At 37.1% G+C, this 15423-nt stretch carries 13 protein-coding genes and 1 other annotated feature; of the genes, 3 read left to right on the forward strand and 10 right to left on the reverse strand.

The window, feature by feature from the left end; all coding sequences use genetic code 11:
- Positions 1–11: 11 nt before the first annotated feature.
- Positions 12–1196 carry an A/G-specific adenine glycosylase gene (gene mutY, locus IGL42_RS10545; RefSeq protein ID WP_002356442.1) on the reverse strand — a complete coding sequence of 395 codons (1185 nt, stop codon included), beginning with the start codon at positions 1194–1196 and terminating at the stop codon, positions 12–14.
- The gene (gene recX / locus IGL42_RS10550; protein ID WP_002359467.1) at positions 1186–1986 is read right to left on the reverse strand and encodes a recombination regulator RecX; all 801 of its coding nucleotides are present in this window, start codon (positions 1984–1986) and stop codon (positions 1186–1188) included. The genes mutY and recX overlap by 11 nt, the downstream gene beginning before the upstream one ends.
- Before the next feature lie 131 nt (positions 1987–2117).
- On the opposite strand from recX, the gene rlmD reads away from it, so the two are divergent.
- Positions 2118–3488: a 23S rRNA (uracil(1939)-C(5))-methyltransferase RlmD gene (gene rlmD / locus IGL42_RS10555; protein WP_010710661.1), complete on the forward strand. Its 1371-nt coding sequence runs from the start codon at positions 2118–2120 to the stop codon at positions 3486–3488.
- Positions 3489–3909: 421 nt separating this feature from the next.
- Here the strand turns inward: rlmD and IGL42_RS10560 are convergent, their stop codons facing one another.
- The 3 genes from IGL42_RS10560 to IGL42_RS10570 all read right to left on the reverse strand — a co-directional run bounded on the left by IGL42_RS10560 (position 3910) and on the right by IGL42_RS10570 (position 8893).
- A complete protein-coding gene (locus IGL42_RS10560) occupies positions 3910–4158 on the reverse strand; it encodes a GlsB/YeaQ/YmgE family stress response membrane protein (protein WP_002356434.1) in 249 nt (82 codons plus the stop codon).
- Between the two features lie 180 nt (positions 4159–4338).
- Positions 4339–7461: a beta-galactosidase subunit alpha gene (gene ebgA, locus IGL42_RS10565; RefSeq protein ID WP_029656548.1), complete on the reverse strand. Its 3123-nt coding sequence runs from the start codon at positions 7459–7461 to the stop codon at positions 4339–4341.
- A complete protein-coding gene (locus tag IGL42_RS10570; RefSeq protein WP_002359464.1) occupies positions 7394–8893 on the reverse strand; it encodes an amino acid permease in 1500 nt (499 codons plus the stop codon). The genes ebgA and IGL42_RS10570 overlap by 68 nt, the downstream gene beginning before the upstream one ends.
- A 148-nt stretch (positions 8894–9041) precedes the next feature.
- Here IGL42_RS10570 and IGL42_RS10575 point away from each other — a divergent pair, with 148 nt between their 5' ends.
- Together IGL42_RS10575 and IGL42_RS10580 are read left to right on the forward strand one after the other, a co-directional pair.
- Positions 9042–9872 (forward strand): AraC family transcriptional regulator, encoded by an 831-nt coding sequence (locus IGL42_RS10575; protein ID WP_002356429.1) that lies wholly within the window; start codon positions 9042–9044, stop codon positions 9870–9872.
- Positions 9873–10191: 319 nt separating this feature from the next.
- On the forward strand, positions 10192–11064 hold the full coding sequence (locus IGL42_RS10580; RefSeq protein ID WP_002367197.1) for an LPXTG cell wall anchor domain-containing protein: 873 nt from the start codon (positions 10192–10194) through the stop codon (positions 11062–11064).
- A gap of 250 nt (positions 11065–11314) precedes the next feature.
- Here IGL42_RS10580 and rplL read toward each other — a convergent pair whose 3' ends face one another.
- From rplL to lsa(A), 5 genes are all read right to left on the reverse strand, one after another.
- Complete coding sequence (gene rplL / locus IGL42_RS10585) at positions 11315–11683, reverse strand: 50S ribosomal protein L7/L12 (protein WP_002356427.1); 369 nt, start codon at positions 11681–11683, stop codon at positions 11315–11317.
- A 62-nt stretch (positions 11684–11745) separates the two neighbouring features.
- Positions 11746–12246, reverse strand: a complete 501-nt coding sequence (rplJ, locus tag IGL42_RS10590; protein ID WP_002356426.1) for a 50S ribosomal protein L10 — start codon at positions 12244–12246, stop codon at positions 11746–11748.
- A 130-nt stretch (positions 12247–12376) separates the two neighbouring features.
- Positions 12377–12506, reverse strand: a sequence feature (ribosomal protein L10 leader region).
- A gap of 62 nt (positions 12507–12568) precedes the next feature.
- Positions 12569–13258, reverse strand: a complete 690-nt coding sequence (rplA, locus tag IGL42_RS10595) for a 50S ribosomal protein L1 (protein WP_002356425.1) — start codon at positions 13256–13258, stop codon at positions 12569–12571.
- A 111-nt stretch (positions 13259–13369) separates the two neighbouring features.
- A complete protein-coding gene (gene rplK / locus IGL42_RS10600; protein WP_002356424.1) occupies positions 13370–13792 on the reverse strand; it encodes a 50S ribosomal protein L11 in 423 nt (140 codons plus the stop codon).
- Between the two features lie 122 nt (positions 13793–13914).
- The gene (lsa(A), locus tag IGL42_RS10605; protein WP_010710665.1) at positions 13915–15411 is read right to left on the reverse strand and encodes an ABC-F type ribosomal protection protein Lsa(A); all 1497 of its coding nucleotides are present in this window, start codon (positions 15409–15411) and stop codon (positions 13915–13917) included.
- Positions 15412–15423 lie beyond the last annotated feature (12 nt).

The raw sequence follows: 15423 nt of genomic DNA on the forward strand, positions 1-15423 counted from the left end.
TCTCTTTTTTGTTATTTTTTTTCGTGTTCTTTTTTGAACAATTCCACCATTTTTTGCTGTGGTTTTGGAAAAACATAGTCTGAAAATTGTTGTGCTGCCACCCATCGCTGCGACTCTAGTGTGGCTAATTCGCCTGTATTTCGGCCATAAAAGACTAAGATATGCCATTTTAAATGACTGAAAATATGAACGACTTCGCCTAAGGCACGTTTTTGCCAGACAACTGTTTCATAGTCCGTAAAAAAGTTGACAGGTTCTTCAGCGACCAAAGGCTCTGTTACAGGCTCTAACTCTAAAGTTAATTGTTTTTCCGTTTCTACTGGTTGCGCCAGTTTTTGCAATTGTTGAAATTGTTTTTTGCTAATTTCTTCAATCGGAAACAGCCACATATTAGCTAACAAACCGGTTTCAGGTCGTTGTTCTAATAAAAATTCTTGCTTTTTATTTTCAATAATAGTGCCGACATAATACACATCTTTCGGCTTAACTTTTTTTGATTTGACTGGATAAGCGGTCATTTTATCTGCCTGATAGGCCGCACAATATTGCTGAAGCGGACAACTTTCACACTTAGGGGAAGTTGGGGTGCAGACGGCTGAGCCTAGATCCATTAAAGCTTGATTAAAATCCCCTGGACGCTCACGATCGATGATTTTAAGCATCGCCGCTTCAAATACTTTACGACTACTCGCTTTTGCAATATCTGCATCAATTTCAAATAAACGGCTCACTACCCGCATGACGTTACCGTCAATTGCTGGTTCGGGGAGATTAAAGGCAATACTGCCAATCGCACCAGCCGTATAGGGGCCGATTCCTTTTAAACTCCGAATATCTTCGATTGTGTCAGGCATTTTCCCACCAAATTCTGAAACAATCTGTTGCGCTGCCACTTTTAAATTACGCGCTCGTGAATAGTAACCTAACCCTTCCCAAGCTTTCAACAACTTATCATCTGGCGCTTCCGCTAAATCTTGAATCGTCGGAAACCATTCCATAAATCGATAAAAATAATCAATGACTGTATCTACGCGAGTTTGTTGTAGCATAATTTCAGAAATCCAAATACGATATGCATCTGTATTCGCTCGCCAAGGTAAATTGCGTTTTTCTCGTTCATACCAAGCTAAAAAATCTTCCTGGAATGAACTAACTTTTGCGGGACTCCACGCCTCCCAAGGCTCTTTATTCGTCATGTTCTACTTCCTTTTCGCTAATAAATTGCTGAATCAAATCATAGTCAAACCCTTTTTGGAATAAGCTTTGTTTGACTTTTTGGACTTTTTTAGAAAAATCAAATCGCTGATTGGCACGCCATAAACGTTCGCCTTCCTTGTTTAACGCTTGTTGTTCTTGTTCTTCGTCCTTTTCAAAAGCTAAAGATTCCAAAGCTAGATCAATGATTTCATTTGTAAAGCCCTTTTGCATCAGATGCAGACGCGTTTTCTGAAGTGCATCTTTAAAACTTTTAGTTCGATAGCGTTTCATGGCTTTTTCTGCAGTTGCTGTGGCAACATTAAGTTGTTCATCTAACGTATAAAAGGTCAAACCATGCTGAATATCTTCTTCACTAATGCCTTTTTGCTTTAATTGTTGTGCCACATTTCGTGGTCCTTTATCACTGGTTCGCATAGCTGTCCGTACGTAACTTTCACTAAAAATTGCATCATCTAACAACCGTAGCTCTTCTAAACGTTGAACGATTTTTACTCGATCTTCAGGTTCAATTTCTTTCTCTTTTAAATAAGTAAAAATCTCTTTCTTTGAACGTAATTGATAGCTTAAATAATTCATAGCCATTTGTAACCCGACATCATAAGAACTGGCTTTTTTTATTTCTTCTATTAAAGTATCTGATAACTCTTGGCCTTTTAGCAGACGCTGCCGTACTAAAATATCTTCCGAGACACGCAGTTTTTCGCCTGAAGATAGCCAAAGTAGATAAAATTCACCTTTATCTTTACTAATTCGTGTGATTGTTGTCATCTTATTCTCCTGCCCCTCTAAATCAGAACATATATTCTACTATACCATAGAATCCTTGGAAGCCAAATAAATAAAAATGTGCTAAAATGGGAGGAAGTGAAAAATGTGAGATGACTAAAGGATGAAAGAATATGACCCAACAACTAGTAAAAAAAGGCCAACAAATTTCTTTAAAAATTAAACGATTAGGAATTAATGGCGAAGGTATCGGCTATTATAAAAAATTAATTATTTTCGTTCCTGGGGCGCTACCGAAAGAAGAAGTGACTGCCACGATCACAAATGTTACACCCAAATTTGCTGAAGGAACCCTTCAATCTGTCAAAAAAGCTGCTAAAGATCGCGTGGTCCCTCCTTGTCCTGTCTATGAAACATGTGGCGGCTGCCAACTACAACATTTAGCCTACAAAGCACAATTAGACTTTAAAAAAGATTTATTAAAGCAGGCGCTTAACAAATTTAAACCAGCCAATTATCAAAACTATGAACTACGAAAAACAATTGGGATGGAGAATCCTTGGAATTATCGAAATAAAGCCCAATTCCAATTACGCCAAATCGATGGCCAAGTAGAAGCTGGTCTCTATCAAGCTGATTCACATCAATTAGTACCGATTGATAACTGTTTGGTCCAACAGCCTGCGACAACCAAGGTGATGAATACATTAGTTGATTTATTGAATGACTTTCAATTACCAATTTATGATGAACGTAAAAATAGTGGTATCTTTCGAACATTAATGGTTCGAGTGGGCATCCAAACTGGCGAAGTCCAAGTAGTGTTCATTACACAATCGAAGAAATTTCCACAAAAAGAAAAAATGGTTCGCGCAATTAATGAACAATTACCAGAAGTTGTTTCTATTATGCAAAATGTCCAAAATAAAAAAACCTCTCTAGTAATGGGTGATGATACCCTTCACTTATGGGGCAAAGAAAGCATTGAAGAACACATTAACGACGTTGTCTTTGATTTATCGCCGCGAGCATTTTTCCAATTGAATCCAGAACAAACGGAAGTTTTATATAATGAAGGAATCAAGGCCTTAGATTTACAACCAAACGAAACTGTTGTTGATGCTTATTGTGGCGTCGGGACCATTGGCTTAAGTTTAGTGAAACAAGCGCATCAAGTTCGTGGTATGGATACCATTCCCGCCGCAATTGACGATGCTAGATTCAATGCAAAACGACTTGGTGTTACGAACACACATTATGCTGTTGGAACAGCTGAAGACTTATTACCTAAATGGTTCAAAGAAGGCTTTAAACCTGATGCCATTGTAGTTGATCCCCCACGGACTGGTTTGGATCGTAAATTATTAACGGCCCTTTTGAAACAACCACCTAAGAAAATGGTGTATATTTCTTGTAATGTATCCACGTTAGCACGTGATTTAGTTCAATTAGCCAAAGTATATCAAGTAGACTATTTACAATCTGTTGATATGTTTCCACAAACCGCTCGTTGTGAAGTTGTCGTAAAATTAACGAGAAAATAAAAAAAGGAGCGTGGGACAAAAATCACTTTGGATTTTTGCTCCACGCTCAAAAACTGATAAACGGTGGGAACAGAACCAACACTACGCGTTGCTCCGATCTCAACAACTTCTAAGAGCTAAAGCTCTAAGAGTTGAAGGTCCTTCGGAAATAAGCCGAAATTGTTGAGAATCACGAAGAACGTAGTGATTCGATGATGAACAATACCTACTTGGTCTCCAAAAATTAAAAAGCACCGGGTAGGTATCATGCAACATCAACTCGTTCCTCGTTGTGTTTTATGATAATTTTCGGAAATTTCTTCTTATTGCTGAGAAACACTATTTGCAAAGCAAATAGATGTTAAACAGTACCTACTTGGTTCTCGGAGCTAAACGGTTCTGTCCCGACCTCCTTTAACTAATTAAACAATTATTTACTTAATTAGCTATTTTTTCGTCCGAAGAAGAATGAAACCACAGCAACTAAAATTACTGCCCCAATAATTGATGGCACAATTGCCATACCTGCTACGTGAGGACCCCAGCTACCTAAGATTTTTTCTCCGATAAATGAACCAACTAAACCGGCAACGATATTCGCAATCCAACCCATTGATTGACCTTTGCTTGTAAGCGCGCCAGCGATAGCACCGATAACAGCACCAACGATTAAAACCCATAAAGTATGCATAAAATAATTCCTCCTAAATGCTTTATCTAGCGAATAATTCGCTATGTTACTATTATGAACTACTTTTATTAGATAACAAAATAGTTTGCTTATTTCCATGAAAAAAAAGCAATAATTTCTGATAATTTCATTAAAAAAACTCAGAACAGGAGACCGAAGTGCACTGTTCTGAGCTTTTATTTAAGAAATTGTTGGTCGTTTTACTCGTTCATGTGCGACATCCGCTGCTTGAATCTCTTTATTATTAAAAGGTGTTAAGCGGAATGCCAATTGGAATTCTTCAAACGTAGTCCGGTATTTTTCTAATTGCCACTGGCCACAAGAGTAGCTACCTAGGGCGTTTTGTTTGTAATCGATATTTAAAACAACATACTCACTTTCTTGTACTTCATTGGTATGCTTAGCAACATCTAGCGCTTGTTCTTCAAAATAAGAAACACTAAAATTATATGAATCAGCCGCTGTTGCTACTACCCCTTGGCCGCGATCATCCGTGAATGCGGACCATTTAGTCGCCATGTGGTTACCATTGGCTTGTGGAACAACATAATTAGTGAACATTTCCGCCACTGTAGCATCATAAACGCCAAGTAAACCAGCTTCTTGTGAATCTACATAGTTTTCTCTCGGCCCTTTACCGAAATATTTTACTTCTGATAGAGACTTGTCTAAATGGAGAGTCACACCCAAACGTGGTAACATATCTGGCGCATTTTCAATTTTACCAGCAGGACTACCTTTTAAATCGAAGAAAATTTCGCCATTTGGTGCAATTAAATACTGATAGGTACATTGATAATGCCAAGCACTGTTAGTCGTTCCGTTAATTGTTTTTACGATGACTTGGATAAAATCATCAACTTTTTTCCACTCAAAAGAACGGACAATTTCATGCTCTAAATGTAAGAAATATTTCTTCTTCATTTCATCAATAATTTCCATATCATTACTGATCGGTGCCCGCCAAAATGTAAATTTCGGCCCTTTATGCAATAATTTTTTACCATCTCGTGTCACATTCGTTAAGGCACCCTTCACTTTATCAAAATTAATTGAAAAGTTTGGTCCTTCAATGTATAAATGAGGGCCAATTTCCTTTGCCATTAGCGAGCCAACTGGTGTGATCTCAATCCCTGGTGTTGCAATTGGCAACTCAAACTGTGCGGTAGCTAATTCATGACCAGCAGATGCATAGGCGGTCGTTTCTTTCAATTGATATGAAAGAGTTAAATAATAGGCGGCTCCTGCCTTTTTAGGAAAATCTAAATGATAAGGTAAGTGCAGTCTTCCTTCTTCTCTAGCAGCAATTGCTGGCACTGCTACTGTCCCTGATTGAATCACTGTTTGATCTTCAGTAATTGTATAAACCAGCTTAAAGATAGCCAAGTTTTCAAAGTCAAACCGACTCAATAATGAGAATTCACCTGACAGAACGTCAATAGCGCTAGTTGTAATGGGTTCAATGACTTTTTTGTATTCATACAAGCTAGGAGATGGCGTACGGTCAGGCATCAACATCCCATCAATACAAAAATCTTTGTTACTTGGATCATCGCCGAAATCGCCGCCATAACGATAATAAACTTCACCGTTATCTGTTACAGATTCAATGCCATGGTCAAACCATTCCCAAATAAAGCCACCTTGTAATTTATCATGAGCATAAAATAGCTCTTGGTATTCTTTTAAATTCCCAGGGCCATTCCCCATCGCATGACAATATTCACATAAAATATGCGGTTTTTTTGAATTTTCAATAATCGTATTCATCAGTAATTCTCTAGTTGGGTGTTCCAACCAAGTATACATTGTAGAATAGACATCCGTGACCTCTGCCTCAAAATCACCTTCATAATGAACCAAACGTGTTGGATCCATTTCTTTGGCAAGACGGGCCATTTCAATAAAGTTATAACCAAACGCAGATTCATTTCCTAACGACCAAAAGAGAATTGATGGATGGTTTTTATCCCGTTGAATCATCCGTACCATCCGAGAAACATAAGCCGTTTCCCATTCTGGATCGTTGCTAATCCAATCATATTCTCCGGTTAATTCAAAGCCGTGACATTCCAAATCAGTTTCATCAATCACATACATTCCATATTCATCGCATAAATCATAGAAATAAGCAGATGCTGGATAATGACTGGTTCGAATGGCATTAATATTAAATTGTTTCATTAAACGAATATCTTTTTCAATTTCTTCACGACTAACCACTCGACCATTTTTCGGATTATAATCATGACGATTCATTCCTTTTAGTTTAATGGCCACACCATTGACTAAGAAAGTCTCACCAGATACATGAATATTTCTGAAACCAACTTTTTGCGGAATAACTTCGACGACTTCCCCTTCAGAAAAAACAGTGATAAATAGTTGATACAAGTATGGTTTTTCAGCTGACCAAGCAGTGACAGACGGTAAACTTGCTGAAAATTCAACCTTACCTTGATTTCCTGCGACAGTCTCTTTAAGAACCGTTTTTCCCTGCTGATCCATCAACTCCAATTGAACTTGTTGTCCTTTGTCTTGCCAAAATTTACCCGTAATTGCCAAGTGGCCATTTTGATACGAATCATCTAAATCGGAAATAATAAAGAAATCTTCCAGCCCATTTTCTGGTACACCGAGTAATTCAACATCACGAAAAATACCACTTAACCACCACATATCTTGATCCTCTAAATACGTACCATCTGACCATTGATAGACTCGCACCGTTAAATCATTTGTTTCACCAATTTTAGCGTAAGGCGTAATGTCAAATTCTGCTTCATTTCGTGCACCTTTACTGTAGCCAACTTCATGGCCGTTCACCCAAACATGATAAGCTGAATCTACGCCACAAAAACGTAAAATGATTTTTTTATCGTGAAATGTTTCATCTATAGCAAATGTCCGTTTATAAATACCTGTTGGATTTTCCGTTGGTACATACGGCGGATTAATGGGAAAATTGTACCATAAATCAGAGTAATGCATTTTGCCATATCCTTGGACTTGCCAATTTCCAGGAACAGTGATTTGATCCATTTGGCTTGTATCAAAGTCCGTCGCAAAAAAGTTTTCTGGGCTGTATTCTGGAGCTTCTAAAAAGAGAAAATGCCAGCATCCGTTTAAATTTTTGTATGCTTGTGTATATTTATTTTCATTTAGTAAGGCTGTTTCTTTCGAAGGAAAGCTCGAAAAATGTGCTCGTCCAGGCAACCGATTGATACTATCTACTTTATAATTTTCCCAAGTCTTCATAATCCATTTCTCCTTTACCAACTTCATTTTTTTCTTTTGTTTCATACCGTTTCCAACAAATCCAAGCAAAGCCCATAAAGACAATTAAACCAATGATGTTATACGCCAACATGCCCAGTGGACTAGCGGTTCCTTTCGGTAATGTGCCATTGATTTCTTCCATGATTAATTTTGGATCCGGCACAGTTGACATAAAGAATACAAAGATAAAAATGGCTAATAAGAAAATCCCCGCAATTAAGCCAAAGGTTCGATTACCAAACCGGAAACTTCTCGGCATTGTTTCTTTTTTCCAACGAAGCCCAATATAGGCGATTAACAAGAACAAGACAGGCACTAATGACGTAGAAGCTGTCATATTAATTAACGTTTCTAAAAAGCTATCCATATTTCCAATTCCTAGTGCTGGAATAGCAACTAAAATCGTCACAATAATTCCTTGAACTAACAAAGCATTGGTTGGATTTCCCTCTTCGTTCGTTTTCACTAGCCACTTACCGAAGACCCCATCAGGAATTTCTGAGAAAAATACTTTAACTGGTGCTGCTGTCCACAGAGCCAAAGAACCAAGACTTCCGACAAATAAGATAATTCCTACTAAGCGCACCATCATTGCTGCGGGAATATGGAAATACGTACCTAAAATTTTAAAGATATCAAAAATACCATTTGAAAAATTTCCTTTTAAGACGTCCGTTGGCACTACCAAACCTACAGCGACGGCACCAAGAATATACATGATACCGACCGCAATCGTTGCACCAATCATCGTGCGGACAAACGTTTTATTGCCGCCTTTAACATCCTTAATGTATACGCCGATACTTTCACCACCGCCAACAGCTTGTAAAATCCACGCCATCGTCATGAAAAAAGTCCAATTAAAAGTTGGCATAATTGACGTCGTGGTAAACTCTTGCGCTGGCTCATTGCCAAAACCAAACACGACGACAAAGGCTAAAACCACAAAAGCTACGCCCATAAATAAACGAGCACCACCCGCTAAGCTAGTCACTTTCGAAATCCACGAAACCCCTTTAATACAAACCCATGTCATTAACCAAAATAACAGAATAGAAATCACTGCAATTATTTTAGTACTATGGTTTCCTTGAAAAACGTTTTGACCTAAAAAAGCGTATGAACCATAAATCAATGTATTCGGTAGCAATGAACAGAAGAAAAACAAGTTGACAAAGAAATACGACCAAGCGCCTAAAAATGCCCATTTAGGTCCTAGCACAGATTCCAACCAACTGTGAACACCTGATTCATTTTCAGAATTAGCAGAAGCAAATTCTGCAATCATTAGAATAAATGGTAAAAAGTAAAAAATAGAGCCGAATAAATAGCCTGGAATAGTTGCTAGGCCAATCTGAATACTGTTGTTAACAATGCTGGGAAAGGCAAAAACCGCTGAAAAAGTCATGAGCATCAATGCGACAGAACCTAATCGTTCCCGTGAATGTGTTGCCATTTTACTACATCCTCTCTTTATCAAATTAATTAGTACTCACACATTGTAAAACGCTTACAGTTTTTTAAAAATAAAAAATGTTGCCTATTTCTTGTAAAGATGTTGACTTTTAGAAAGCCTTTACATACTCTTATAAAGAGGTGATAGCATGCAAAATGTTTTTACAAATAATGTCAGCATCCTGATTAATGATCAACCTATTAGCCAAGAATTTCATCTTTATGAAGCTGGCTATGAAAAATGCCGTCCGACAAAACCAACTGAGTTTGCCCCCATTAATTATTGGGTTTTGCATTATTGTAGCGATGGTGAAGGCTATTTTTCAACACCCTTTATGGAAAAACAACACATTACCGCTGGCGATTTGTTTATGATTCCAGCCAATTGTCGCAATATTTATTATCCTAATCGGCAAAATCCTTGGACCTATCATTGGGTCGGTTTTGTTGGAGATCTTTCGTCTCAGTATTTAGAAAAAATAGGCCTGACTACCGAAAATTGTATTTTAAAAGGAACTGTTGATAAGAAATTAGAAAGTTTATTTAAAAATATTTACCAAGAAGCGAAGAAACATAATCATTTTGGCAGTTTAAGTGAAAGCTTTCAATTGTTGAATTATCTAGAGCATCATTCCGTTACACAGCACGAAAATCAAAGCCAACAATTATTTAACCAAATTAAAATGGCTATTCACGAAAATTTTTCAAACAATCTTTCAATTAGTCAATTAGCTTCTGAGTATAACATTGATCGTAGCTATTTATTTAAGCTATTTCAGCGTTATGAACAAACAAATCCTAGTATTTATGTACAAAACTTAAAATTGCAAAAAGCCTGTTCTCTGTTAAGAAAAAGTTCCTTAACCATCACGGAAATCAGTTTTGAAGCAGGTTTTTCTTCACCTTCTTATTTTTCAAAATTTTTCTTCCAGAAAAAAGAGATGACACCTCGACAATATCGTCAACAGTTTTTGACTTAAAATAAATTGTCATTATTCTTAAATCTGTATTTTTATCCTTTTAAAAGATTGACGAAGTTTTCGCTATGCAGCATACTTGTCAATCTTTTATATAATGACTAATTTACTCGAAACTACCATTAAGCGAATACAGTACTTCTTTAACCAACACCTTTGAAATATTTTGAAACTAATGTAATAGTCTCTACGGATCGTATTTTTGATAGATTAATAGTTTAAAATTTATATTTTTTATCACCTAGTATATATTCTTAAGCTTTTCTTAATATTTAATTGTTACAAAAATATTTCAAAAATGTTACAATAGGTAACGAAAGGAATGATTAAAATGAAAAAAATGTTTTTAGGACTCTTTTGTTTTGTTTCGATTACCACACTATCAGTTTCTAATGTATGGGCAGAAGATTCGGCTAATGAAGCTTCTGTGGAAAAGTCAACAGTTACTTCTTTAACTCAAGAAACTTCAGCAACAACAATTAATGCTTCAACTGATTCAACAGCACTTACAGCTGAAAGCGAGGAACTTCCATCGCTTCGTCAAACACTTCTTAATTACGTAGGTATGTATGGTTTAACAGAAACCTTGATAAATCGTTTATCTGATGACGAACTGGACTACGCAAAAAAAGTTTCGTTTCATTTTGTAAACCAAGACATCAGTGGAACAGCGAGAATGATTACTAAATTATATGGTGAGAAACCTATCCCGGAGGACTCCTACTCTACAGATTACTCAACATTAACGATTGATGACTTAAAAAATTATTTACCTCAAATTCGACTTTCGTTAATTTATGTATATGATTTAAATAGTGATGTTGTAAATAATTTAAGCGATCAAACACTCGTCGATTTAATTAATCAAGTCAAGGTAGACTACGCTAACCAAAATTACCCATCTGATGTCCGTGGTGATTATGGTTTAGCATCAATGGCAGATAAAATAAAAGCAAACGATTATACGTCAATTAATCAAAGTGCTGAAAGTGTTTCTTCGGATACTACTAATACAGAATCTACATTACAAACAACTACGAGCAGTTCGAAGAAAGCTACTACATCAAGTTCAACCGAGCACAAAAAGGGGATATTTCCCAGTACTGGCGAAAAAAAATCAGTTTTATTTACTATCATTGGAATCATCTTACTATCTTTAGTTAGTATATTCATTATAAAAAATAAAAAGAAATAGACCTACTATTCAGTCACTATTTAAATAATTTGCTTTTTATCAAATAATATTGGTAACGAGAATTTATAGAAAATTATCAAATCCAGAGGTTAAGATCCTCTGGATTTTCTCTTTAGCTAGGAATGCTTATCTTTATTAAACGAAAAGATTATTTTGACAATCAATTCACTAACTTTACCACCATTTAAAAGCTTAATAAAAAAGAACCCTTGCCACACAAGGGTTCTCGAACATTCAAAAGTTGAATGAATTATTTTACTGTTACTGAAGCGCCAACTTCTTCTAAAGCAGCTTTTAAAGCTTCTGCTTCTTCTTTAGAAACAGCTTCTTTAACTGGTGCAGGAGCGCCATCAACTACAGCTTTAGCTTCTTTCAAGCCTAAGCCAGTTGCTTCACGAACTGCTTTGATAACTTTAACTTTTTGATCGCCAGCTGCTGTTAATTCAACAGTGAATTCAGTTTGTTCTTCTGCTGCTCCACCTGCTGCTGGTCCAGCTACTGCTACAGGAGCTGCTGCTGATACGTCAAATTTTTCTTCGATAGCTTTAACTAATTCGCTTAGTTCTAAGATAGTTGCTGTTTCTAACTCAGCAACGATGTTTTCAATGTTTAATGCCATTTTGAATTTCCTCCATTTAAATTAAAATTGTTTGTTTTTTATTTGTTTGAATTAGACTGCAATTAAGCAACTTCTTCGTTTTTCTCTGCCACTGCTTTGACAGCGTAAGCCACGTTGCGGACTGGCGCTTGTAATACAGATAATAGCATAGATAGTAAACCTTCGCGGTTTGGTAGTTTTGCCAAGGCAGTAATTTGTTCCACTGAAGAAACTTTTCCTTCGATGACGCCACCTTTGATTTCTAATGCTTTTGCATCTTTAGCAAATTCGTCGATGATTTTAGCTGGTGCTACTACATCGTCGTTGCTGAATGCGACAGCAGTTGGGCCTGTAAAGACTTCGTCTAAGCCGTCTAAACCAACTTTTTTAGCTGCACGAGAAAGGATTGAGTTTTTGATGACTTTCATTTCTACGCCTGCATCACGTAATTGTTTACGTAAGTTAGTGACTTCTTCAACTGTTAAACCACGGTAGTCCACGATTACAACTGATGCTGCTGATTCAAATTTCTCAGCGGCTGCTTGAACTAGGGTTTCTTTTTTAGCGATTGCTGCTTCACTCATTTATTTCACCTCCTGATTTTGATGGTGGAGTTGGACTTGGTTTACGTTATGTAAAGTAGAAGAATCAAATGAAACTTCGCTCACTTCGTTCGCCAAGTATTGTTTTACATCGGCTTTTTTTCAAAAAGTCGTGTAAAACAACAAAACTCCATGCCACCGTAGACATAGAGGGACCGAATTGTATATAACTCAACAATTGTCCTCGGTAGGAAATTAAGACTTGCGTCACCTACTGTCTTCGGTACAGTTAATTATTAACCTCACTCACTTTACCATAGGGTAAGTGAGTGAGTCAAGAATTTTTTAATTATTTTCTTTCAAATTAGAAAGAAGCTTGGTCAACGTGGATTCCAGGTCCAAATGTTGTTGTTACTGAAATGTTTTTGATGTATTGACCTTTAGCAGTTGATGGTTTAGCTTTCAATAATACGTCGTTAATTGTGTTGAAGTTTTCAACCAATTTTTCGTTATCAAATGAAACTTTACCGATTGGTACGTGGATGTTACCAGCTTTGTCAACGCGGTAAGTTACTTTACCAGCTTTAACTTCTTCAACAGCTTTTGTAACGTCCATTGTTACAGTACCAGTTTTAGGGTTTGGCATTAAACCTTTTGGTCCTAAGACACGGCCTAATTTACCAACTGTAGCCATCATGTCAGGAGTCGCAACAACTACGTCAAAGTCGAACCATCCACCTTGGATTTTTGCAACCATGTCGTCGTCGCCTACGAAATCTGCACCAGCAGCTTCAGCTTCTTTAGCTTTTTCGCCTTTAGCGAATACTAAAACAGTTTGTGTTTTACCAGTTCCGTTTGGAAGCACAACTGCTCCACGGATTTGTTGGTCTGCTTTTTTAGGGTCAACGTTCAATTTGTAAGCAACTTCAACTGTTGCGTCAAATTTCGCGATGTTTGTATCTTTTGCTAAAGCTACTGCTTCTTCAACTGAGTAAGCTTTTGTAGCATCAACTTTTTTCAATGCTTCTTGCATTTTTTTGCTCTTTTTAGCCATTTTGTTTCCTCCTTGATTGTGGTTATAACGGTTGTACCTCCCACGTCTTTCATATCTTTAAATATGAAACGAACTGAGAAGCTACTTCTTTGAGTAAGTGTGGAATAAAAATTATTCTACGATGATACCCATGCTTCGTGCAGTTCCTGCAACCATGCGCATTGCTGCTTCAACGTCAGCGGCGTTTAGGTCTGCCATTTTAAGTTCAGCGATTTCTTTCACTTGATCGCTTGAAACTGTTGCAACTTTAGTTTTGTTTGGTTCACCTGAACCTTTTTCGATTTTTGCAGCTTTTTTCAATAAGACTGCAGCAGGTGGTGTTTTAGTAATGAATGTAAATGAACGATCTTCATATACAGAGATTACTACTGGAATAATTAAGCCTGCTTGGTCAGCTGTACGAGCATTGAATTCTTTAGTGAATCCCATGATGTTGATACCTGCTTGACCTAACGCTGGACCTACTGGTGGAGCTGGTGTTGCTTTCCCCGCAGGAATTTGTAATTTAACGATTTTTTCTACTTTTTTAGCCACGAAAATACCTCCTTAAGTTCTCGTGCGTGGTTAATGGGGTTGAGATTTCCCCTCCCACTCAACGTACATTTAAAACATACCCTATTACTATACAGGATTCCCTTTACTTTTTCAAGATGTTTTTATGATTTCAAGACAATTTTTTTATCCGTTATTTTCTTCATGAAATGCGCATCATGCTCAATCACTAGCATTGCAGGCTTCACAGATAAGATTAGCGCTTCTAATTGTTGATGATTAAACACATCCAAGTAATTAAGGGGTTCATCCCAAATATAAAGCTCAGCTGATTGAGACAATGATTTGGCTACTTCGACTTTTTTTCGTTGGCCCATACTCATTTGTTCAATTCGATTAGTGAAAACGGCGCGCTCCATCCCAAGTTTTCGTAAGTTATTTAAAAATTGGGTGTAATCTAACTGATTTTTCTCTGCAAATTCAGATAAAGTTCCTTGATTGTCTTCATAATCTTGGCGCACATAAGAAATGGTTAATTGGTGAGCCAAAGTGGCTTCTCCTTCTGAATCTCCAGAAAAATCCCCCAACAAATACTGAATCAAGCTCGATTTTCCTGAGCCATTTTTTCCTGTTATTCCAACAATTTCTCCCGCGTTTATTGAAAAAGAAATTGGCGCAAATAGCCAATTTTTCTCGTAGCCCAGACGAAGCTCTTCCACCGTCAATAATGTTTTGTGATGCGTTGGCTGATAATCCATTGACAAAGAATCAATATACTCAATATCTTTTAATAGTTTTTCTTTTTCTGCTAATTGTGTTTCGGCGCGTTGTTGAATGTGTTTCGAGCGCTTCATTACGCGCGCTGCCCGGGCACCAATGGCTCCTGTATCAAAAATCGCCCCGCTCCCTTTTTCTTTAGCATTGCCGTACTTATCACCTTCACGGTTCATCGACCATTCCGCTTTTTTACGAGCGGTTTCTTTCAAGCGATTGACTTCTTTTTTGATTTTTTCATTTTCTGCTAGTTCAAAAGCATCTCTTAATTTTTTTTGCTCTTCATAAATAGAAAAATTCCCTTGATACAGCGTCAATTGACTTTTTTCAATCGCCAAAATATGATCAACCACTTCATCAACAAATGCCCGATCGTGGCTGACTAAAATAAACCCGTGTTTCTTTTTCTTCAAATATTCAGCCACTTGTTGTCTGCCAGCTAGATCTAAGTGATTTGTTGGCTCGTCAATTAAAGGAAAGGCATTTTCTTCAATAAAAAGAAGACCTAATAAAACTTTCGTCTTTTCGCCGCCTGATAAAGAAGAAAAGGGCCGCCATAAAACTTCAGGATCAACGTTTAAAAGCGTTAATTCTCGTTCTAATTCCCACTGTTCAAAAGAAGTCACCTCTTGTAAGACATAATAAGTGAGCTGTTGTTCTTCTGCAACTGTTTGTGGAAAATAGACGAAATCGACTTGATGAAGAATCTCTCCTTGGTAATCCAACTGCTTTTGTAACAATCTTAATAATGTTGTTTTCCCACGGCCATTGCGGCCAATCAATCCTAATTTCCAATTGGTATCCATCGTGATATTTGCCTGATCAAAAAGCAATACTTCTTGATTATCATAGGCAAAAGATAGTTGTTTTAGTTCAATTTTCGACATAAATATACCTCC

Origin of the sequence: Enterococcus sp. DIV0712 (assembly GCF_050554855.1) — a bacterium.
In the GTDB taxonomy this organism is placed as follows: domain Bacteria; phylum Bacillota; class Bacilli; order Lactobacillales; family Enterococcaceae; genus Enterococcus; species Enterococcus faecalis.

Coding starts and splice junctions, on each gene's coding strand:
- mutY (WP_002356442.1), bottom strand. CDS start 1,196: ATGACGAATAAAGAGCCTTGGGAGGCGTGGAGTCCCGCAAAAGTTAGT.
- recX (WP_002359467.1), bottom strand. CDS start 1,986: ATGACAACAATCACACGAATTAGTAAAGATAAAGGTGAATTTTATCTA.
- rlmD (WP_010710661.1), top strand. CDS start 2,118: ATGACCCAACAACTAGTAAAAAAAGGCCAACAAATTTCTTTAAAAATT.
- IGL42_RS10560 (WP_002356434.1), bottom strand. CDS start 4,158: ATGCATACTTTATGGGTTTTAATCGTTGGTGCTGTTATCGGTGCTATC.
- ebgA (WP_029656548.1), bottom strand. CDS start 7,461: ATGAAACAAAAGAAAAAAATGAAGTTGGTAAAGGAGAAATGGATTATG.
- IGL42_RS10570 (WP_002359464.1), bottom strand. CDS start 8,893: ATGGCAACACATTCACGGGAACGATTAGGTTCTGTCGCATTGATGCTC.
- IGL42_RS10575 (WP_002356429.1), top strand. CDS start 9,042: ATGCAAAATGTTTTTACAAATAATGTCAGCATCCTGATTAATGATCAA.
- IGL42_RS10580 (WP_002367197.1), top strand. CDS start 10,192: ATGATTAAAATGAAAAAAATGTTTTTAGGACTCTTTTGTTTTGTTTCG.
- rplL (WP_002356427.1), bottom strand. CDS start 11,683: ATGGCATTAAACATTGAAAACATCGTTGCTGAGTTAGAAACAGCAACT.
- rplJ (WP_002356426.1), bottom strand. CDS start 12,246: ATGAGTGAAGCAGCAATCGCTAAAAAAGAAACCCTAGTTCAAGCAGCC.
- rplA (WP_002356425.1), bottom strand. CDS start 13,258: ATGGCTAAAAAGAGCAAAAAAATGCAAGAAGCATTGAAAAAAGTTGAT.